27 protein-coding genes are annotated in these 20,201 nt (G+C 60.6%); 22 read left to right on the top strand and 5 right to left on the bottom strand.

Annotated elements, in window-relative coordinates; translation table 11 throughout:
- Positions 1-45: 45 nt before the first annotated feature.
- On the bottom strand, positions 46-729 hold the full coding sequence (locus tag IHE39_RS27955; protein WP_192568808.1) for a hypothetical protein: 684 nt from the start codon (positions 727-729) through the stop codon (positions 46-48).
- A 109-nt stretch (positions 730-838) separates the two neighbouring features.
- Between IHE39_RS27955 and IHE39_RS27950 the strand changes: the two genes are divergently transcribed.
- The 6 genes from IHE39_RS27950 (at position 839) to IHE39_RS27925 (ending at position 5,984) form a co-directional block, all read left to right on the top strand.
- Positions 839-1,123: a hypothetical protein gene (locus tag IHE39_RS27950; protein WP_192568807.1), complete on the top strand. Its 285-nt coding sequence runs from the start codon at positions 839-841 to the stop codon at positions 1,121-1,123.
- A gap of 58 nt (positions 1,124-1,181) precedes the next feature.
- Entirely contained in the window at positions 1,182-3,428 is a 2,247-nt protein-coding gene (locus tag IHE39_RS27945; RefSeq protein WP_192568806.1) for an AAA family ATPase, read from the top strand.
- Positions 3,425-3,760, top strand: coding sequence for a hypothetical protein (locus tag IHE39_RS27940; RefSeq protein WP_192568805.1), 336 nt, complete (start codon positions 3,425-3,427; stop codon positions 3,758-3,760). Before IHE39_RS27945 ends, IHE39_RS27940 begins: the two co-directional genes overlap by 4 nt.
- Positions 3,757-4,191 (top strand): hypothetical protein, encoded by a 435-nt coding sequence (locus IHE39_RS27935; RefSeq protein ID WP_192568804.1) that lies wholly within the window; start codon positions 3,757-3,759, stop codon positions 4,189-4,191. Before IHE39_RS27940 ends, IHE39_RS27935 begins: the two co-directional genes overlap by 4 nt.
- A gap of 11 nt (positions 4,192-4,202) precedes the next feature.
- A complete protein-coding gene (locus IHE39_RS27930; RefSeq protein ID WP_192568803.1) occupies positions 4,203-4,883 on the top strand; it encodes a hypothetical protein in 681 nt (226 codons plus the stop codon).
- An 87-nt stretch (positions 4,884-4,970) separates the two neighbouring features.
- Positions 4,971-5,984 carry a DUF2806 domain-containing protein gene (locus IHE39_RS27925; protein ID WP_192568802.1) on the top strand — a complete coding sequence of 338 codons (1,014 nt, stop codon included), beginning with the start codon at positions 4,971-4,973 and terminating at the stop codon, positions 5,982-5,984.
- On the opposite strand, the gene IHE39_RS27920 is transcribed toward IHE39_RS27925, so the two are convergent.
- Positions 5,985-6,266, bottom strand: coding sequence for an XRE family transcriptional regulator (locus IHE39_RS27920; RefSeq protein WP_192568801.1), 282 nt, complete (start codon positions 6,264-6,266; stop codon positions 5,985-5,987). It abuts the gene before it with no gap.
- Between the two features lie 735 nt (positions 6,267-7,001).
- Here IHE39_RS27920 and IHE39_RS27915 point away from each other — a divergent pair.
- Positions 7,002-7,280, top strand: a complete 279-nt coding sequence (locus tag IHE39_RS27915; RefSeq protein ID WP_192568800.1) for a hypothetical protein — start codon at positions 7,002-7,004, stop codon at positions 7,278-7,280.
- A gap of 51 nt (positions 7,281-7,331) precedes the next feature.
- On the opposite strand, the gene IHE39_RS27910 is transcribed toward IHE39_RS27915, so the two are convergent.
- A complete protein-coding gene (locus IHE39_RS27910; RefSeq protein ID WP_192568799.1) occupies positions 7,332-7,688 on the bottom strand; it encodes an HNH endonuclease in 357 nt (118 codons plus the stop codon).
- Between the two features lie 565 nt (positions 7,689-8,253).
- Here IHE39_RS27910 and IHE39_RS27905 point away from each other — a divergent pair.
- The gene (locus tag IHE39_RS27905; protein WP_192568798.1) at positions 8,254-8,586 is read left to right on the top strand and encodes an HNH endonuclease; all 333 of its coding nucleotides are present in this window, start codon (positions 8,254-8,256) and stop codon (positions 8,584-8,586) included.
- Here IHE39_RS27905 and IHE39_RS27900 read toward each other — a convergent pair.
- Entirely contained in the window at positions 8,561-9,019 is a 459-nt protein-coding gene (locus IHE39_RS27900) for a hypothetical protein (RefSeq protein ID WP_192568797.1), read from the bottom strand. The two genes, IHE39_RS27905 and IHE39_RS27900, sit on opposite strands and share 26 nt — an antisense overlap.
- A 179-nt stretch (positions 9,020-9,198) precedes the next feature.
- Between IHE39_RS27900 and IHE39_RS27895 the strand changes: the two genes are divergently transcribed.
- From IHE39_RS27895 to IHE39_RS27835, 13 genes are all read left to right on the top strand, one after another.
- Positions 9,199-9,624 (top strand): hypothetical protein, encoded by a 426-nt coding sequence (locus IHE39_RS27895; RefSeq protein ID WP_192568796.1) that lies wholly within the window; start codon positions 9,199-9,201, stop codon positions 9,622-9,624.
- Positions 9,621-11,411: a terminase large subunit domain-containing protein gene (locus IHE39_RS27890; protein WP_192568795.1), complete on the top strand. Its 1,791-nt coding sequence runs from the start codon at positions 9,621-9,623 to the stop codon at positions 11,409-11,411. Before IHE39_RS27895 ends, IHE39_RS27890 begins: the two co-directional genes overlap by 4 nt.
- Before the next feature lie 4 nt (positions 11,412-11,415).
- Entirely contained in the window at positions 11,416-11,598 is a 183-nt protein-coding gene (locus IHE39_RS27885; protein WP_192568794.1) for a hypothetical protein, read from the top strand.
- 1 nt (position 11,599) lies between these two features.
- A complete protein-coding gene (locus IHE39_RS27880; protein ID WP_192568793.1) occupies positions 11,600-12,934 on the top strand; it encodes a phage portal protein in 1,335 nt (444 codons plus the stop codon).
- Positions 12,935-12,944: 10 nt separating this feature from the next.
- Positions 12,945-13,832: a S49 family peptidase gene (locus tag IHE39_RS27875; protein ID WP_192568792.1), complete on the top strand. Its 888-nt coding sequence runs from the start codon at positions 12,945-12,947 to the stop codon at positions 13,830-13,832.
- 71 nt (positions 13,833-13,903) lie between these two features.
- Positions 13,904-15,205 (top strand): phage major capsid protein, encoded by a 1,302-nt coding sequence (locus IHE39_RS27870; protein ID WP_192568791.1) that lies wholly within the window; start codon positions 13,904-13,906, stop codon positions 15,203-15,205.
- 72 nt (positions 15,206-15,277) lie between these two features.
- The gene (locus IHE39_RS27865) at positions 15,278-15,724 is read left to right on the top strand and encodes a hypothetical protein (RefSeq protein ID WP_192568790.1); all 447 of its coding nucleotides are present in this window, start codon (positions 15,278-15,280) and stop codon (positions 15,722-15,724) included.
- 56 nt (positions 15,725-15,780) lie between these two features.
- Positions 15,781-16,200, top strand: a complete 420-nt coding sequence (locus IHE39_RS27860) for a hypothetical protein (RefSeq protein ID WP_192568789.1) — start codon at positions 15,781-15,783, stop codon at positions 16,198-16,200.
- A 1-nt stretch (position 16,201) separates the two neighbouring features.
- Positions 16,202-16,849 (top strand): hypothetical protein, encoded by a 648-nt coding sequence (locus IHE39_RS27855; protein WP_192568788.1) that lies wholly within the window; start codon positions 16,202-16,204, stop codon positions 16,847-16,849.
- Between the two features lie 6 nt (positions 16,850-16,855).
- Positions 16,856-17,179, top strand: coding sequence for a hypothetical protein (locus tag IHE39_RS27850; RefSeq protein ID WP_192568787.1), 324 nt, complete (start codon positions 16,856-16,858; stop codon positions 17,177-17,179).
- Positions 17,179-17,772 (top strand): hypothetical protein, encoded by a 594-nt coding sequence (locus IHE39_RS27845; protein ID WP_192568786.1) that lies wholly within the window; start codon positions 17,179-17,181, stop codon positions 17,770-17,772. Before IHE39_RS27850 ends, IHE39_RS27845 begins: the two co-directional genes overlap by 1 nt.
- Position 17,773: 1 nt before the next feature.
- Positions 17,774-18,226 carry a phage tail terminator-like protein gene (locus IHE39_RS27840; RefSeq protein WP_192568785.1) on the top strand — a complete coding sequence of 151 codons (453 nt, stop codon included), beginning with the start codon at positions 17,774-17,776 and terminating at the stop codon, positions 18,224-18,226.
- Positions 18,227-18,253: 27 nt separating this feature from the next.
- Positions 18,254-19,489, top strand: coding sequence for a phage tail tube protein (locus IHE39_RS27835; protein WP_192568784.1), 1,236 nt, complete (start codon positions 18,254-18,256; stop codon positions 19,487-19,489).
- A gap of 4 nt (positions 19,490-19,493) precedes the next feature.
- On the opposite strand, the gene IHE39_RS27830 is transcribed toward IHE39_RS27835, so the two are convergent.
- A complete protein-coding gene (locus IHE39_RS27830; protein ID WP_192568783.1) occupies positions 19,494-19,808 on the bottom strand; it encodes a hypothetical protein in 315 nt (104 codons plus the stop codon).
- A gap of 50 nt (positions 19,809-19,858) precedes the next feature.
- Here IHE39_RS27830 and IHE39_RS27825 point away from each other — a divergent pair, with 50 nt between their 5' ends.
- On the top strand, positions 19,859-20,134 hold the full coding sequence (locus IHE39_RS27825) for a hypothetical protein (RefSeq protein WP_192568782.1): 276 nt from the start codon (positions 19,859-19,861) through the stop codon (positions 20,132-20,134).
- Positions 20,135-20,201: the final 67 nt, after the last annotated feature.

The following is a 20,201-nucleotide window of genomic DNA, read 5'->3' as shown; positions in this document are numbered from 1 at the left end:
ATCATGCCAGTGCCAGTTGAGTTTTCGGGTTCCGATGCGGTGAGATCATCCCACTTTCGGAAAGGCATCCGCTTCGATCTCGAAGATGCGATGTACGTTGCCGAGCATCTGGACTGTCACCGTGACGACAGCATCCGGTGGAAACGGCACAGCCTTGTCGGCCATCCAGCCGGCTTCAGTGCCCGCCTTTTGTCGGAGCAAGAGAAGGTCGATCCTGGCGAATCCAGGCCTTTGCTGGCGGTCTTCCCACCCCTTAATTTGGAGTGGCAGCGAATTGCTTTCGATCTCGCCCTTCTCATTTTCTGCACTGAAGAATGCGACTTGGTCTTCCATGTTGGCGGGTTTGGACTTGGTGGAGACGACAATCTCCCGGACGAAAACCGCACGTCTGTTCCAGTTTACTATGCGGATTACGAGCGTGTCCTTTTCCTTGAGGTGCTCGATGACATCGAGCGAAGGGTCATCGTCGCCGAGCACGAACGACGTCTGTTTCTTCTGCTCCTCGTTCTGCCGGTAGAGGTAGATGAGAGTGGCGCCGCCGAAGAGGACTGCCAGCGTTCCAACGATTGTGCTGGCCCATTCGCGGAAGCAACTGAGGCTTCCTTCGCCGGCATGGCAGACGTCGTCGTAGTCGAGATGGTAGTTGAGATATCCGTAAAGGAGCAAAAGCCCGACCAGCGTCAAAAACGCAGGCACCGCCCAGTTTCCGTGTTTTTCCCACCCGCCCATGCCTCCAGCCATAGCATGTCGGAGGTGTCCCGGTGAAGGCGATCGCCCGCGGTAAGTCTACACCCCCGCGACCACCCGTATCCTCTGATCAGTATCGGAGGATATCGGCATGAACGAAGTCAACGCACGCGCGGTCCCGGTGAGGGGCGGCTTCGAAGGTCATTTCCGGAAGGTCCACAAAGCGGCATGGGAACCGGTGTGCATCAACGGCATCGCTCAGCTCTACCCCACCGAGTTCGAGGCCGAGGCGATGGCCTGGCGGGCACTTCGATCACATCTGCAGGGCGACATCGTCGGCAGTGGTGACAAAGCATCTCCGATGCGCTCCAAAGCCGAAGCTCAGTTCGGCGCGATCTTCAAGAAGGGTCGCAAGATCGAGGTGGAGCGGCGGTGAGCGAGAGAACACGATTCAGTTCAGTTGTGACCCCACGACATCAGGAGCGCATGCTCTGATGTCATCGGACTTCAATGTGCATATCGAGCCAGTCGCGCTCAAGATCCTGCCCGAATTCATCGGGGACCCCAACCGCGCGCTGTCGTCGAAGACGGAGCTGCGCTGGGGTAAAAACGGCAGCTTCTCCGTCGATCTCGTCAAGAACACATGGCACGACCACGAGGATCAGACCGGCGGCGGCGTTCTCGACCTCCTCCGCGCCTTCAAGGGCTTCGAGAAACCGGAAGCCGTCGAATGGTTGCAAGAGCAAGGCTATCTGGAACGCCGGGAGCGTCCGAACGGCGCCGCCGATGGGACATCACCACAGGGCAAGTTCGCCGGGTTCATGGACACCTGGCCAGTGGCGACATTCGAGTATTTCGATGATCGCGGCCGCCTCGCCTATGAGATTCTGAAATTCGCGAAGACGGCACCACGCCGGTACATGCAACGGCGTCCGCATCCATCGGGCAAGGGCTGGATCTGGGCACTGCAGGAAGGCCTCTACGGCAAGATCAAGTCGGGCGACTGGTTCAAGGCCAAGGAGGGCAAGCATTACGAAACCGAGGAACAGTTCCCGGAGGCCCCACGCTGGCTGTATCGCCGCGACGAGGTCCTCCAGGCGAAGGCCGAAGGAAAACCCGTCATCCTCGCCGAGGGTGAAAAAGACGTCGAAACCCTGCGGGCTTGGGGCTTCGTAGCGACCACTAATGCTGGTGGCGCCAAGTACTGGCAGGAGAGCTTCGACGAGGATCTCGATGGAGCCGACGTTATCATATGCGGCGACAACGACGACTCCTCGAGACAACGCACTCTGCTGCGTGGCGCCGGCCTGAAACCACGGGCGAAATCGGTCCGCGTCCTCGACCTTGCCCTGCACTGGAAAGATTGCCCACCGAAGGCGGATGTCACCGACTGGAAAGACCAGCACGGTGGCACCGCCGAAAAGTTTGCGGTTCTGCTCAAGAAGGCACCGCATTGGACCCCGGTGCGACCACGCGAGTTCGGGGCGTATTATCACGACGAGATCGACGGGCCCGGGCTCGAGTACGACTACGTCATCGACGGCTTGCTGACGGCCCGCGGTCGCTCGGTATTCGGGGGACCATCGGGATCAGGGAAATCATTCTTCGCCCTTCATGCCGCATACTGCATCGGTCGCGGCCAAGAATTCTTCGGCCACGCCGTCGAGCGTGGCGGCGTCATCTACCAGGCCGGCGAAGGTGGCCTCGGTATGAAGAAGCGTCAGAAGGCCTATCGGAAGCACTTCAAGGTCGACGACGACGAGGATATCCCCCTTGTTGTCCTACCAGCCAAGGTCGACCTCTTCGCCCGCGAAGGCGACACCGACAAGCTGATCGCTACCATCAAGGCCATAAAGATCACGATGTCGGTGCCGCTGCGCGTCGTCTTCATCGATACGTTGGCGACGGCCACGATCGGCGCCGACGAGAACTCCGGTAAGGACATGTCGGTGGTTCTCGCGAACATCGCCCGCATCGAGCACGAATGCGGCGTCCACGTCTGCTTGGTCCATCACATGAATGCGGATGGCAAAAAGCTGCGTGGCCATACCAGCATCCACGCCAACGTCGACACCGTCGTTGTGATCACCATGGATGACAACACCAGGATCCGTACCGCCCGGCTGGCGAAGCAGAAAGACGACGAAGACGGCTTGAAGATTCCGTTCACGCTTGCATCGGTTGAGGTCGGCGAGAACCCGAAGACCTCGAAACCGATCACCAGCTGTGTTGTCCTCACGGTCTCCGAAAAGGATGCCCTCAAGAAGGAGCAACAGCAGTTCGGCTACTCGGTGCGCCCCACCGAGGAAGCCCTGCTGATCCCGATGTTCCGAGCCATCAAGAAATACGGCCGGTTCGTCGCCGAGGAGAAGGATGGGCCACCGGAGGCCGTCGGGAAACATGTCGTCGACTTCGGGCACTTCCTCGACGTCGCCGTCGAGATGGATGCCAGCGAGAACGACAAGATCGCGGCTCGAGCAAAGATCCGTAAAGCGTTTGAACGCAACACCAGCTATTTGATCAAGCATCAGGTCATCGCGTTCAAGCGGACCTCGGAGAAGGCTGCATTGGTGTGGTGGACCGGGAAACCGATCAGGGGCTTCCCACACACGTTCCCCGATGACATGCGGAACCGGACAAATACAGGACAAAGCCCGGACATTTCCGAGACATTCTCGCCACCACCGATCTCGCCCGGTCTCGCCGATATGATCGATTCCGACCAGGAGATCCTGCTTTGAGCGATCTCCGTGTCGAGGCAATCGGGTTCCCTGGCTACTACTGCGCGGTCTATCGCCGTGACGGCATCCCGGACCGGTTGCTGGATGGTGCCGACGGTCGGCCCGAACAATTCCCTTCGGCCTGGGCCGCGGTGCAAGCCGGGAAAGCTGCCTTGGTGCAGAGGCGCGATGCCGATGCGCCGTTCGTGGGAGCTGATCCCCTTGGGGTCGAGACCTGGCTGGCCGATCGTGACGCCGCGATAGCAGCGGAGCGCCACAAGGTTTTCGGACCTGATCAGCCCCGTGATCGCGGTGGCCGTACATTCGTTGTGGAGCGGAGGCGGCGCCGATGACAGTTCACGACCTCTGCGCCGAATTTGGGATCAGGATCATTGATGGCCACCGCTACCCGGAGATCGGGGAAACCCGGGCCGTGGCCACACTGGAACGGATCCTGCGTCGGTACGGTGAAGGCCATCTCCGGCTGGTGCTGACCACCCTTGCCGAAACCGCGAACAACAAGGTGTTGCTCGACGAGGTCGGGTTGTGGATGGCGTCGGATCTCATCAGGGCTTGCGCCGGCATCGTCGAAAACCGCGCCGATGACTGGTTGCAGACCTGGGATGCGATGCCCGTCGGCGAGCTCCAATTCATCTGCCAGGACCTCCGCGGGTTCGTCCCGCAACGCACCGCGCTCGGCGGCATGGTCTACGAGCGAATATTTAGAAGATTCGGGCAGAATGCCGGCCAGTTCGATCTCTTCGACGACAGGCGGACGAAGTGAGTACGACCGGAATGAACATCGGAGATATCGCGGAGCACTTCATACGCGCCGCCGAGATCGATCGGGCGACCCGCGAGCATGTGGGCCCGGCGCTGGTCCGCTCGTTGCCGCTGCCATATGTGCATAGCCGTGCCGACAAGAACGGCTGGGGTAAGGAAGATGGTGACCAGCTCGTCGATGGCGCCGATCCCCTCGCCGAGGAGCGCAAGGCGTTCTGGGAGCGGATCGGGGTGTTGCCGTCGGCGCATGAGATCACGGAGCTCGAGGCGATCCATGACTGGCTGACATCGGTTGGCAACGACAAGGAACGTCGTGCTCTGCTGGCCTGGGCCCGTTCGAAGGTTGGTGGCAAATCCTTCCGGAGCTGGTGTTTTAAGACAGAGGGCATCCATCCCAACACCGGTCGCGACAGGAAAAACCGGGCTTTGGAGCAAATCGCGGCCATTCTGGCGCGCAAGGGTTCCCACAATAGCGAAACCGGCGATTCCGGGGAGTTGCTTCGCACCCATGAAATCGACGATGTTTCGCATACGATCGCGGAAGATGCGGGCGAACGGGACACCCTGAATTCCTGGCTCGCCGATGGCGCCTTCGCGAAGGTTCTTTCACCCGAATTCGACGACTTCTCCTGGGCCGCCAAACGCAACGAGCGCCGGCGCCAACGGGAGAAGCAGAAACGGAAGAAAGCCTAGTCGCAGTATCTGAACCTTTCATTCAACTACTGTTGTTGTTCAGACATCCTCTATCGCCGTATTGTCCTCTCAATTGGAGGGGGAATCATGGCGGAAGACCACTTGGACAGGGAAACAGCTATTTCGGCGGAACTGACCGAAAGAGGTGTCAAGGCGAGTGCAAAGAGCAGGTTTGTAGCAGCCTTCGATAGGCTTTGCGGGAATTTTATCGACCTTGCGAACGCGCCGATTGAAGCGAAGACAGCTGAATCGCGCGCACTTTCAGCTGCCCGTGTGCGTGAAATCGAGGCCCTGACCCAAGTTGGCATCGAAAAGATGAAAGTGGATCCTGATTTCGCGGATCGGGCAATGCGTACCCGCCTGGGCACAGTATTCGCCAGGCAAGAAAACAAGGATGCCGTTGTCCAACAAGCTCTAGAAGACTTGCGCCATAAGCCGCCGACCGAGCAAGAGGCCACGTCCGGAACTGAAAAGCTGGATGAAACTTTTCTGAATCGCTTTGAACGCTACGCGGAAGACGCATCAACCGATGAGCTACGGGCGCGCTGGGGTCGCATCTTAGCGACAGAAGTCAGAAAACCAGGTACTGTTTCCAACAAAGTCCTGCGCATCGTCGACGAAATGGATTCGGTGACTGCAACGCTATTTGAAACCCTTTGTAGGTCTCGGATCGCCGATATTATCCCGTCATGCTTAGTGCCCGCTCTGGACGTAGCTGAGTTGCAGAAACTACTTTCAGCTGACCTGATGATGGATCCGGGCACATTCGGTCTCCGGCGGCGACTGGTAAGCAAGAACAGCACAGCCGGCGCTGAAATTTGGTATGGAAACCTGGGTGATTACGCCATCGCAATACTTAAGACTGCAACAATAACATTGGGTAGTCCTTTCGAGACCGATCTGTTAGCCGAGGACGACGGCGCAATATCATACATGGCGTATTTTCTTACAGACGCAGGAAAGGCGATTTCGGCAATTCTTGACGACAACCAACGATCAACTATCGATCGGTTGGAGGTAGCTTTGAGGGCGATAGTGAGCCCGCCGGAGTCCATCATAAAGTACGAGCTAAGAGGTGACACTTACCAGCGCATCACATGACTATCGCTGTGCGCCTTTGGCCAACAACTCATTGAGCTCAAGGACAAGTTCTCTGAGGTGATCTGGGAGCAGCCCGGCCTCGGACTTACTACGTGCAAGGGTGAGAAGCGCCATCTCGGCGGCGCGGCGATGAATGGGGCGCCAGTTCACTCGCGATGCCACCAGGTCTTCGTATGTGCGCAGCGGGACGTTCATGGCCTCGGCCATTTCAGGCTGGGTGAGCTTGAACATCTTGCGCGTGTTCTCGATGTCGTCGGGGCCGACCGCTGTGCGGGTGGTCATTGAAGCCTCCTCTGGTGTGGTCTATATTCAGGAACCGGAGAGAGGTGCTAGCTCTCCCCGGCCCCCGGAGTTACCGGCTAATGGAGATTGTCAGTCTCCACTTGCCGATCCGGACTTGGAAGGTGAGCTTTGCGCTCATGGGTTCCTCCTAGTCCTGCCGAAGCGGGATTGCTTCGGTGATTTGTTATCCCACGAAAACCGTGGGAGTGCAAATGAAAACCACGAAAACCGTGGTAAAAATTGAAGCCGCTCGGACTTCATCCGGGCGGCTTTTCATTTGTCAGGACGGTGGACGGACGAGGCTATGGCCCGTGAGCGCGCCGGCAAGGCGTGGGAGCACTCGAAAGCGATTTTACAGTCGTTGCGAGTGCCTATACCACCGAATCCGGCGCCAAGTCGGGGTGGGAAGCGAGCGGTCCAGCCGTCCTGATCAGTCGCTGTGCAGGCAGTGATCGCATAGCGGAACCGAGGTATTCCCGCCGCTACCGGGACCGAACGTGCAGCCACAATGGATGCACTGGAACTTGAAGTTCTGGTGCGTTTCGGCGGTCCTTGCGCGCCGCCTTCGGGCATGCTCGGCCTCGACTTCTTCCTTGGTGAACCCCGACTTCGACGACATGAGCCACGCCTCCCATTGACGCCGTCATCCTTCCATCACTTGCGTCGCAGGTTCAAATCCTGCATCCGCAATTAGTTAACCGCTTCTCATCCTTTCCGTTTTCATGATGTGCCGACGTGCGCATGCAGGACGGTGGGATGACAGAGCAACTTGACTGGCAAAACGAAGCGGTCTGGGCCGCGATCGACGAGATCGCTGCCGCAAGCCAGATGTCGGCATCCCGTCTAGCGATAGTCTCGGGGTTCGATTCCACCGCCTTCAACAAATCGAAGCGCGTCATTCGCGGCCAAAAACGGTGGCCGTCGATGGAAGTCATCGCGGCTGTGCTCCGGACTGCTGGCATGACCTATGCTGAGTTCGGCGCCCTGGTCGACAAGAGGATGGGGCGGCGCTGATATTTTCCCGAGAAGTTGGATGGGGCGCTGACGCCCCATCCGTGACTGATGTTACTTGCGTGCCGACGAGAACAGGCCGCCGTTAAGAAGGGTAGCCAACCCACCCTCTTCAGGATTCAGCTTCGGCCAATCCTTAAGGAACTGGCCGAGGCCGCCCCCCAGGCTTGCATTCAGCCTATGGTGAAGAGGACGAAGGTTGAAGATCTCGTCGGATCCACCAGCAGCCCTGGGGATGATGTGGTCTTTCTCCCATCCGTGGATCGATGCCCTGTCGCCGTAGTCGTGCCAGCAGATACGATTGCCGAAGCAATCGCACCTCCAGATGGCAGGGTCTTCACCGAGAATGAGTTCGCCCTTGCTCCAGACGGCAATCCGCTGGAGAAGGTCATGCAGGCTTGGTCTATTCATGGACGTTTCCTTTTTGGAAAGCGTCCTATCCGGGTTGCCCAGCATCTAGCCCTGATGCTACCGTCCCCGTTGTAAGCGGGAGGATTGGTAACAGCCAGTTCTTCGAGGCCAAGGCGATCCCGGAGAGGATCGCCATGGTCACTAAGAAGGCCCGGCCTTGGGTGGTGAGACACCCTTGGTTCGGGCCTTGCAATTCGGACAATCCGAATCGCCATTAGAATCTACCAGCAATCGGGACTAAGGCGAGGCAGCCTACGCAATCGTTACCATTGTTCACATCCGTCCACAGGCCGCGAGCCGTCGACGAAAAGTGCGCTTGCGTGGCAGAATCACAGATCTCGTCAAGCCGAAATCGCCTTTTCAGGATCGGACAAACCCAGGACATTTCCCGGACATTCCCGGCCGATTTGACAGCGCCTCGAAAAAGGTTTCGGGTCTCTCGCGACCCCTTCCCTCGCGTAGACGCCAAGGTTTGATATCGCCTGCCTCCGGGCGGCCTCAAGGCCGACCCGGCATCGAGGAAGCGCTCTACGATCTAAAGGTCAGTGCTAGGAAGAAATGGATCATGGCAAAGCTCCGCATGATCGCTCCAACGCTGCGCACCATGGACACCCGTACGGTTCGTCCTCCAGCGAAGACGGCTGACGCCTTCTATCTCTCCACAGAATGGCGTGCGCTGATGTCGTCCCTCATCGCTACTCGTGGTCGGATCTGTGAGGACCCGCATTGCAACGGCAGAACCCACAAGCCAGGCATGCGCGTCTTCGGTGATCACATCGTTGAGCTCCAAGACGGCGGCGCCCCGCTTGATCCCAAGAACGTGTTGTTGAGATGCGGGGCATCGCACACCAAGAAGACTGCGGCTGCTCGGGCTAAACGGATGAAGCAGACCTTTTGACGGTCGTCGCTAGGAACTTGATTTTGAACTGTGTCATGACGCTTCTGGGTACAGTGAATCTCAGCACAACGGCTGCTTGCTCGACCAGCTGACCGCTTTCTTTGATCATCACTACGCCGAGTCGACGAATTGAATCCTTCACATGCCCCGGCAATCTACTGAGATCTGACTTGTGACTGGCCGTGCCGTCCTTGTTGATGACGCAGACATCGTTGTTCCTCAGCATAACATGTAGGTGGTCTTGTTGATTTGGTGCGACAGCGCGATCAAAGCGAGCGTGATAGCCTTTCTTAAATGAGTAGGTATGGCCCTCTTCAATGAGGCCCTGCGCAAGAGCTGCGGCTCGTTCATCGCCTTCGGCGTACCAAGCCACCAGTGACTTCGGCCGTGCCTGCTGGTCCTTGTCCAAAAACTCTTTGAAGCTATCGATCATGTCATCTCCCCCGTGAGGGCCGAACCATCGCCCATAAGGGAGGGGGGGTGTCAATCTCTGGCACTTCCGGGGCCCCCAACCGCATGGGGGTCATTCGCACAATTTTTTCGAGGGCCCGGAAAAACGGGCCGGTTTGGCTGAAACGGCCAAAATAACCCATCCTTTCGGAGTGCATGCACATGGCTGGACGTGGTCGGCCGCCGTTCAAGCCGACGCCGGCGCTTCGTCGCAAGGTGGAAGAGCTGGTGTCGTGCGGGATGTCGAAGGACGAGTGCGCCCGCGCGATCGGCTGCTCGACACCAACGCTCGAAAAGTACTTCGAAGAGGAGCTCGCCAATGGCGTCGCCAAGAAGCGGGCTGAGGTCATCGGTCTCCTCTATCGCGAAGCCAAGAAGGGCAACGTAACCGCTCAGAAGAAGCTGGAGGAGATGACTCGCGTCGCCTCCGCCGCCGAAGCCGTTGGTGCCAGGTCGGGTACGAAGCCGGTCCCGCAGGAGCGGGCGCCGAAGCTGGGCAAGAAGGAGGAACGTCAGGCCGCAGCTGGTCGTGTCGGCGGCAAATATGCGCCACCGGAGCCGCCAAAACTGGTCGTCGATAACCGGTGAAGCACTGGGATACGTCCTGCGTCGATTGGGAACGCAGGATCATTGCCGGCGAGACGCTGATCCCGTTTGAGCCGCTATTCCCCGATGAGGCCGAGGCCGCCCTTGCCGTCTTCAAGTCCCTCAAGATCGTCGACGCCCCTCATGTCGTAGATCCCTTAACCGGTGAAACCCGCGCTCCAACGTTCGGAGAGGCCTGCGAGGAATGGGTTTTCGACTTCGTCAGGGCGGTGTTCGGGGCTTACGACCCGGTCAACGCCAAACGGCTGATCCGCGAATTCTTCCTGCTGATCAGCAAGAAAAACGCGAAGTCGACGATCGCCGCCGGCATCATGTTGACCGCGCTGATCAGGAACTGGCGGCATTCCGCGGAATTGCTGATTCTGGCGCCGACGCTGGAGATCGCAAACAACTCGTACAAGCCGGCCGCCGATATGGTGCGCGCCGATCCTGAGCTGATGGATCTGCTGCAGATCCAGGACAACTTCCGCCAGATCACGCACCGCCTCACTAAGGCGGTGCTCAAGGTTGTCGCTGCCGATACCGACACCGTCGGCGGCAAGAAGGCCGCCTTCGTCCTCGTCGACGAGCTCTGGATCTTCGGCAAACGCCTCGGCGCCGATGCCATGTTACGCGAAGCCACCGGCGGCCTGGTGTCGAGACCGGAAGGGTTCGTCATCTATCTGACGACGCATTCCGATGCGCCGCCGGCCGGCGTCTTCAAGGCCAAGCTGGACTATTACCGCGACGTCCGCGACGGCAAGATCGTGGATCCGAAGAGCCTCGGCGTCCTCTACGAGTTCCCGGCGCACATCCTGAAAGCCCAAGGGTACCTCGATCCGAAGAATTTCGGTATCACGAACCCGAATATGAACCGGTCGGTGAGCCAAGAATGGCTCGAGGACGAACTCAAGAAGGCGAGCTCGCCTGATACGCGCCGGACATTTCTGGCGAAGCATCTCAATGTCGAGATCGGCATGAACCTCAGGGCCAACCGTTGGCCCGGCGCCGATCACTGGGAGCGCGCTGTCGATCCAGAGCTCGCCGCGATCTATGCGCGGTCACCGTTCGAGGCGTTATATGCGCTGCTCGATCGCTGCGAATGCGTGGTTTGCGGCGCCGACGGCGGCGGCCTCGACGATCTCTACGGCTTCAACGTGCTCGGCCGGGAACCCGACGAGATCGAAGTCGAGTTCGAGATCCTCGGCCGCAAGGTCGTCCAGAAGATGAAGCGCTGGCTGTCGTGGAGCCATGCCTGGTGCCACAACGGTGTGCTGACGCGCAGGCAGTCCATAGCGACGCAGTTGCTGGGCTTCGAGAAAGCCGGCGAACTCACCATCGTCGGTGATGATCTGATCGACCTCGGCTCAATCGTCGAGATTATTGGCATGGTGAAGGAACGCGGGCTGCTGGGCGGTGTTGGCGTCGATCCTGCGGGGCTCGGCGAGCTCGTCGAACTTCTTGCCGCCAAGGATGTCACCGAAGAAAACGGCCTGCTTCACGGCGTCCCCCAAGGTTTCGGCATGATGAATGCCATCAAGACCTCGGAGCGGCGTCTCGCCAAAGGTCTCCTCCGTCATTGCGGCGGTCTGTTGATGCCATGGGCGGTGTCGAATTTGCAGATCGAGCCCACGGCGACGGCGATCCGGGCGACTAAGCAGAACGCCGGCGATGCCAAGATCGACCCTGTCATGGCGCTTTTCGATTCAGCCACCGTAATGGTCAAAAACCCTGAGCCGATGGACGGCGACGTCCTCCCCGAAGACTACGACATTCCAGTATGGGCGTGAAAACATGGTCGATGAGCCGAAAAATCGAGGTGGCGACGTCGCCGACATCGCGCGCCTTGTCGTCGCGCTCGTTGGTTCCGCCCTCGTCGGGGTCGGCGGCTGGCTGCATTATCCCCCGCTTGGCTTTGCGGCTTCCGGCTTGATGCTCTTCACCATTGCCGTGCTGGGCACGGTCAGGGCGCGTTGACATGAAGCTTTGGTCAAGTCTGCTCGGTGGGCCGTCAGCGTCCGATCAGGAGCGATATCGCGATGTGACCGAGGAAGAATTCCTCAATGGGATCTTCGGCGGTTTTGTCAGCGCCACCGGGCTCCGGATCACGACTGGCGATGCACTCACGGTTCCGGGCATCTCGGCATGCATCCAAGTTCTGTCGGAAGATTTGGCCAAGGTCCCCCTTATCCTTTACCGCAAGATGAGCAACGGGACGCGGATCAAAGCCGAGAGCCATCCGCTGTACGCACGATTGAAAGAATCGCCGGCGCCATGGTTGAGCTCCTTCGCTTGGCGGCGCGCCCTCGTTGCGAACGCACTCTCCTACGGCAAGGGCCATTCCAGGGTCTGGCGCAACGAACGAGGATCAGTAGAAAGGATCACGCTGCTCAAGCATGGCCAGACCACAACCCGGTGGGCCGATGACACAGAACCGTTCTTCGATATCCAGGGCAAGAACGGCTATGAACGCGATCTATCCTGGCAGGATGTGATCCACGCGCCTTACAGGGGCTCCACCGCCAACGGAATGTGGGGCGGTGTCGACGGCATCTCTCCGATCGACCAACATCCGGAAACCATTGCCCTCGCGCTCGCCGCGGAACGGTTTGCTGCTCGATTTTTCGCCAATGGTGCTCGCCCCTCGATCGCGCTCGAGATGGACAAGAAGCTACCGAACGATGCGGTGGCCAAACGCATCAGGACGGGCATCGAGCGCGCCTATTCCGGTCTCGACAACTCGTTCAAGGTGGCGATCCTCGAGCTGGGCATGAAGCTGAAGGAATTCAGCACAAACCCGCAGGACAGCCAGCTGAACGAGACGCGCAAGGAGCAGGCCGTCCAGTGCTGCACGATGTATGGGGTGCCGCCGCACAAGATCGGGATCCTCGACCGGGCCACCAACAACAATATCGAGCACCAGGGCATCGATTATGTCACCGGGCCGGTGTCTTCGCTTGCGGAGGCTATTCAATCCGCCCTCGAAATCGCCTGCCTCTCGGTCGATGAGCGCGAGGAATACTACATCGAGTTCAATCTCGATGGCTTGATGCGAGGCGACATCCATAGCCGGTATCGAGCCTATGCGATTGGCAGACAATGGGGCTGGTTGAACGCAGATGACATCCGTGGTCGCGAAAACATGGACGATCTGCCCGACGGACAGGGCAAAACGTACCTAACGCCCATGAATATGACACCGGCCGACAAAAACACGGCCGATGACATCGATGAACCCGAGGATCCGTCTCGGAAATCCATGATTGTCCGCCCGACCCCCAAGGACATCAGCCGCTTCGGCGCCATCAACTGAGGATCTCAAGATGAATCGTGCACTGCAGGCGCTCACGGCGGACCCGTGGGCCATCGTTCCCGGCTGGTTGCCGCTCATTGCGGCTCTGGCGCAGCGCAACCACGGCGCCCCGGAGGTCGCCGGTGCCGGCGATTGGCAGAAACGCGACTATGATCTCATGGCAGGACCTGGGGCCCAGCGTCTTCCCGGTGCCCAGCGCGCCTATCTAATCGACGGGGTCGCAGTCCTGCCCGTGGTGGGGCCCATCTTTCCCCGGGCCAACATGATGACAGAAATGTCAGGCGCGACATCGGTCACGATGTTGCAGAACGACCATCGGACCGCTCTGGCAAACCCGGACGTCGGCGCCATTATGCTGATGATCGACAGCCCGGGTGGCGCCGTATCCGGCATCAGTGCCTTCGCCGATACAGTCGCGGCCGGCAGCAAAAAGAAGCAGACCGTCGCTTTCGTTTCAGGACAGGCATGTTCCGCCGCGTACTGGATCGGGAGCGCGGCCCCCGAAATTGTCATCGATAAGACCGGCCTGGTCGGCTCGCTCGGCGTCGTCATCGGGATGTCGAAGCAGGTCGCGGCGGATCGTGACGGCTATCTCGATCTCGAAATCGTCAGTTCGAATGCGCCGAACAAGCGCCCGGATCCAACCGCGGAAGAAGGGCTTGCCGAGATCCGTGGCACGCTTGACGCCATCGAAAAGCAGTTCGTGACGGCTGTCGCCCGTGGACGAAATGTCTCCGCCGAAAAGGTCCTCAGCGATTTCGGCAGGGGTGGCGTCAAAGTCGGATCCGATGCGGTTGCGGCCGGCATGGCCGACCGTGTGCAGAGCTACGACGCGACCCTGACCGCGATGCGGCGCGCTGTCGCCAACCAGCGGAAGCTGGCCAACCTCAAGCAGTGAATTCGGCGGCGAAGGCCGACGACGAGCGGGCGCTTCGGCGCCCTTTTTCATGGACAGAATAGGAGATCCCGATGTCCAAAGACCTAGCGAGCCTTCGCCAGAACCGGGCGACGGCATATGATGCCCTGATTGCTCTCGGAACCCCTGAAGCCGAAGCCGATCAGACCGCCTTCGACGCAGCGGCGACCAATGTCGAGAATCTCGATCGGCAGATCAAGTCGATGGAACGTGCCCAGGCGCTGAAGGGCTCAACCGCGGTTCCTGCCGCTCCTCGCCAGGATCCTTCGGAGGCTGGCAGCTTCGATTCCTTCGGCGAGCAGCTGCTTGCCGTGGCCCGCGCTGGCAACGGTGGCGAACGCGATCCCCGCCTCGTCTGGCAGAGCATTGGCGCGGCGAGCGGCCAGAACGAAGGCAGCGGCCCCGACGGCGGCTTCCTTGTGCAGCAGGATTTCACCTCCGAACTGCTCAAGAAGGCCTACGAGAGGTCGGATCTCGCCAGTCGTACCCGGAAAATTCCGCTCGGCCCGAACTCCAATGGCCTCAGGATGAATGCGGTCAAGGAAACCAGCCGCGCCAATGGTTCCCGTTTCGGCGGCATCCAGGCGTTCTGGACCGGCGAAGGTGCACAGAAGACCGCTTCGCAGCTGCAGTTCCGGCAGATGGATCTGCGCCTGCACAAGCTCACCGGCCTGCTCTACGCCACCGACGAGAACCTCGAAGACGCCACCTCCCTCGAGGCAATCATCAACGAGGCCTTCGAGGAAGAATTCGCGTTCAAGATCGACTGGGCGGTCTTCGAAGGCACCGGTGCCGGCATGCCGCTCGGCGTGACGAAATCGCCTGCGCTCGTCACCGTCTCCAAGGAAGGCAGTCAGGTCGCCGACAGCCTTGTCGCTGAGAACATCCTCAAGATGTGGGCTCGCCTCTGGGTCCGCAGCCGGAAGAACGCGATCTGGACGATCAATCAGCAGTTGGAGCCCCAGCTGTACCAGATGAACGTCAAGATCAAGAATGTCGCTGGTACCGAGAATGTCGGCGGCATCGCCCTGCCCCCCGTCGTCTACGTGCCGCCGGGTGGCCAGAACAACAACAACGACTATGGCCTGTTGATGGGTCGCCCGGTCATCCCCACCGAGTTCAACTCGGCCCCAGGCGACAAGGGTGACATCGTTCTTATGGATCTGAAGGAATACCTGATGATCGACAAGGGCGCCGCCAAGAAGGCCACCTCGATCCACGTCAAGTTCATCACTGACGAGACTGCCTTCAGGTTCGTCGTCCGTATCGACGGACAGCCGGTCTGGGAATCGCCTCTGACCCCGTTCAAGGGGAGCGACACCCTCAGCCCCTACGTCACGCTCGAGGCCCGCTAACCGCTCCTCCGGGCTGCCGGCATCACGCCGGCGGCCCTTTCCCCCGATCAACTCAATCTGGAGTGAACTCCAATGTTCAACGCTCTTCTTAGCGAGCAGACCTCCGTGGTCGGTGTCATCGACCCCGATGCCAACGCGGCAGGCACGCTCACCACCGGCTGGATCGACATGGCGACCTATGGCGGTCTTCTCGCAATCATCATGGCCGGCGACCTCGGCACCAGCGCCACGATCGACGCCAAGCTGCAGCAGGCGTCTGACAGTTCGGGTACCGGCGCCAAGGACGTCACCGGCAAGGCAATTACCCAGCTGACGCAGGCCGGCACCGACAAGTCGAACAAGCAGGCGCTCATCAATATGCGCGCCGAGGAGCTCGATCGTTCCAACGGCTTCACCCATGTCCGTCTCTCGATGACTACGGCCACTGCCACCAGCGATTCCGGCGCCATCGTTCTCGGCATGCGCGCCCGATATTCGCCGGCCGCCCAGGCTGCCTCTGTAATCGAGACGGTCGAGTAACACCTCGATCCGGGCGTCCCATTCTCGGGGCGCCCTAACCCTTATGGAGACAGACGATGGACAAGATTGGTGTCATCTTTATCGCGCTCGCGGTTCTTGACGACAACAGAGCAGGGACGCCCCTCGAGGAGCGCTACGACGAAGGCAAGTCGTACGATCTCGATCCCCACACCGCAGTTCGGTGGGTCAAGCGCGACAAAGCGCAGTTTGCGACCGCGGCCGACGCCGAAGCCGCGCATGCCGTTATCGGATGGTCGCGCGCCGGCTCGATCTATTCCGAACCTGGGGGCGGTGACGAAGAGCCCGACCAGGCCAACGGAACCGACGAGCCGGGGGACGACGGCACCGATTTCGGCAAGATGACCAGAGCCGAGCTCGAGGCATTCGCCTCCGAAAAGTCGATCGATATCTCAACCGCCAAGAACAAGCCGGCTGCGATTGAGATCATCGTCGCGGCACTCACGGCGTCGATCTGACATGCGCTCCAGCCTGTCCATTACCACGCCGGCTACGAGCCTGGCGCTGCTCACGATCGAAGAGTTGCGCTCGGCCGCCGGCGTGACCGGTGCCGGACAGGATACCGCTCTAACCTCGCTTGGGCTCCAGGTCGCTGCGTCGATCATGACGGAATGTGGCATCGCCATCGGATCTGGTGGCGAGCCCACCCTCTGGCAGGAAACGTTGACCGAAACATTTCGCAAGGTCCGCTGCGACGAGCTCGTGTTGTCGCGACGGCACAACATCGAGATCGTTTCCGTTACCGCCGACGCAGTTCTGATGGATGCGGCGGAATACGAGGCTGATCCTGAGTCCGGCGTCTTCACGAAGCTCTGCGGCGACCTGCCTGTCCGTTGGTGTGCCACGAAAGTTGCCGTCGTCTACAAGGCAGGATTTGGCGAAGTGCCGGGAGATCTGAAGCAGGCGGCCATGGATTTTGTTCGCCTCGCATGGCTTGAATCCAAACGCGACCCCGCGCTTAAGAGCGAAGTCGTCGACGTCCCTGATGTGCTGAAGACCGAAAAGACATGGTGGGTTGGCTCGGTCCCTGGCCAGTCCAGCGAAGGGGCGGTTCCAGATGTCGTGTCGGGCCAGCTCGCACGCTACCGCAACATCGCAATCGCGTAGTCGCCCATGACCCCGGCTGAAATGATCGCGGAACTCGACGCCGCGCTGCTCGCGGCTGGCTCCACGGTCAAGCTGCGTAAGACCAACACCGCGGTTGGCCAGGTCACGGTTCGGGCGCGCGTGCGCTTTTACAAGCCCGACGAGATCGCCGGGATCATCCAGCAGGGTGATAGCAAGGTCGTGCTGTCACCAACCGGGCTCGAAGTCTTCGGGGTGCCACCACAAAACGGGTTCGTTGTTGTTGATGGGGCCCCGCGCCGGATCATCGCGCCGAATCCGATCACGATCGACGACACGCTTGTCCGAATCGAACTGCAGGTGCGGGGCTGATGGCTCGCAATACCAGCATCGGCCAGCAGTTCCGGATCGCGACGCAGGCCACGCTCGAGGAGACCCGGAAGCAGATCATCAAGGTTGCCAAACGCGAGCATGCACGCGTCATGCAGACCGATCCGCTCCCGACGTCATTCCAGCGGTTCGTCGACGGCCGGCTTGGCGCCGCCGAGGAGAGCGTCGAGGCGGACGGCATCATCCATTACGTCTATCCGCGCCTCGACATCGTGGCACAGTTCGCGATGGAAACCCTTTTCGACCGATCGCCGGTCCTCAGCGGCGAGTACCGTATCGCGCACCAGCTATTCTTGAATGGCGCCGCAGTGGCGAACCTGAAGGGCTGGCACCCAGGCGACGAGGTCTCGATCAGCAACCCGCTGCCGTACAGCCGCAAGATCGAGGTCGGGGCGATGACGATGCGGGTGCCCGGCACCTCGCGTGTCTATCAGGAGGCCGCCAAGATCGTGCAGGGCCGCTTCGGCAACATGGCCAGTGTCGTCTTCACTTTCCGGGCCGTCGTCGGAGGCGCCGTGCGCGGCTCGAAAGCCCGGGACCTCCGGTATCCCGTCCTCGTAATCACGGAACGCTGACATGGCGGACTACGCAGGTGCCAAGGCCGCGATCCGCGCGCGGCTCGAGGCAAACTGGTCGACGACTCGGATCACTTTCCAGAACGAGCAGCCGGCGCTTCCATGGCCACCGGTAGATGTCGACGGCGTTCTGCAGCCGTGGATCCAACTTGAGGTCGTCGGGCTCGGAAGCGGGATCTGGACTTTCGGAACCCCAGGCAATCGTGGCTGGCGGTATCCCGGCACGATCTACGTCCATGTCTTCGCCCCGGTTGGTAGCGGCGAGGCCACCGCCAATCAGTACGCTGTGGCCATCGGTGAAATCTTCCGAGCCGCGAAATTCTACGACGACGGTGCCGGATCCTACATCCGCACTCTTTCACCGCAGGTCGACGACGGCGACAGCGGATCCGATGACGGGAACTGGTTCCGCGTCACTGCGACCGTCGACTTCACGTACTGGCATCGCGGCTGATCCGCACCTCCAAGGAGCCCCAACATCATGTCATATTCAGAGAATTGGAACGGCTACGCGGCCTCCAAGGTCCAGGCAGGACTTGGCCAGCAGGCCAGCGGTGGATCCGCGAAGGTCATCCGTCAGACCGGCGGCCAAGGCGGCCGGCTGTCGAAAGCCCCGATCGAAAGCCAGGAGGTCCGTCGCGACGGTCTGTCGACGCGGGGCCGTCACGGCCTCCAGAAGTCCAACGGCCAGTATTCGAGCGAGCTTTCCATCGGCGGCTTCGATGACATCTTCGAAGCAGTGATGCGCGGGACCTGGGGCACCGCCAATCTCGCGATCACCGAGGCCAGCGCGGGACTGACCAGCATCACCACCGGCGCCAATACTATCGTTGCCTCCGCTGGCTCCTGGATCACCGCTGGCCTGAAGGTCGGCGACGTCTTCGTTCTCACCGGCCATTCCTCGGCCGGCAACAACAGCCGCAATCTCCGGATCACCGGTCTGACGGCAAGCACGATCACCGTGGCGGAGACCCTGACCGTCAATGCCGTCGCCGATACCGCGTTCACGGTCACCCGCACCGGCCGTGTCCTCGTGAATCCGGGCGCCGGCGCGCTGGTGAAGCGCTATTTCACGATCGAGGAGCACGAATACGACCTCGACCAGTCCGAGCTGTTCACCGATGCGGTGTGGAGCTCGTTCCGGCTCTCCATGGGGCCAAACGGGCTGCTGCAGCTCGACACCTCATGGGTTGGCACCGGGCAGTTCGAAGCCCTGGCATCGGGTTCGTCGCCCCATTTCACGGCGCCGGTGACATCGACCGGCGAACCTCTCGCAGTCGTCGAAGCCGTTGTCCGCATGGGTGGTGTCGACTTCATCGACCTGACTTCGTTCGACCTTTCGGTCAACAACCAAGCGATGTCGCCTGATGTCATCAGCTCGTCGCCATACGCGCCAGATGTGTTCACCGGCTCCGAGACGGTCTCGATGAACCTGTCGATGCTCCGCAAGGATCTTCTAACCGTTGCCGACTTCATCGACGAGAACCCACTGTCGCTGCACGTCCTGGCACAGGAGAACGAAGCGGCACCAGCCAGTTTCGTTTCGATCCATGTCCCCAACTTCACGCTGGGCTCCGTCGACAAGTCGGCGCTCGCCAAGGCAGGCGGCCCACGTACCCAGACGATCTCGGTTCCGCCGGCACTCGTCGGCATCGACAACAGGGGCGGCGCCTACGACGCCACCCAGATCAAGATCCAGGTCAGCAACGCGACCTGATTGACTACTGAGTTCGCCTGATCGCGGCACACTGCCCGGACAACGTCCCCGGATATTTAGCGAATCCCCGCCGCAGCTCGCCCATCGCCTTTTTCACCTTCGTGGTGAGAACCGGGATCGTGAGGTCGTACTTCGCGGCGGTCTCGACCATCGCGGCATCCCACCTGGCCTTGGTGTTGATGCCGCAAATCTGCGGCGCCATTGCGAGCAGAGCGAGGGCGTCGACATCACCTCGAGGTGGGTTCTTTGCCTCGCCAGGCGAGCTTCCGAGGACGATCAGGGCCGTCAAAGCCGACATCAGCAATGATCTGCGGGCCATTTCGCGTGGTCTCCAACGGGTCGTTCAACCCTACAAGAAAGATAATCACCATGAAACCCAAGGAAAAGGCCATCCGTGACGCCGCTGAGGCGCTGCGCGCCGCCATCGTCGACGGCCAGGCATCTGGCCTCGCTGTGAGTTGGCCACCCCGCCGTGTCGCGGACCTCGCCTCGATCGAGATCAGCGAGACCGCCAGGGCCTTGCCTGGAGAGCCTTTGAACCTCACCGACGAAGAACGAGCCGCATTGCCACCGCTCGACCCGAATGCGTCGGACGATCCCGAGAACCGCATCGCCGTCGCGGGACGCGGGCGCCGCAAGCCCTAACCGAGATCCGGCCCCACAGCTGGACGAAGTCGCATGCGATGGGCGGGGCGGCATGTGGGTGTCGCCT

Origin of the sequence: Aminobacter carboxidus, assembly GCF_014863355.1 — a bacterium.
Taxonomy (GTDB): domain Bacteria; phylum Pseudomonadota; class Alphaproteobacteria; order Rhizobiales; family Rhizobiaceae; genus Aminobacter; species Aminobacter carboxidus.
This window is presented reverse-complemented; position numbering and strand designations above follow the sequence as displayed.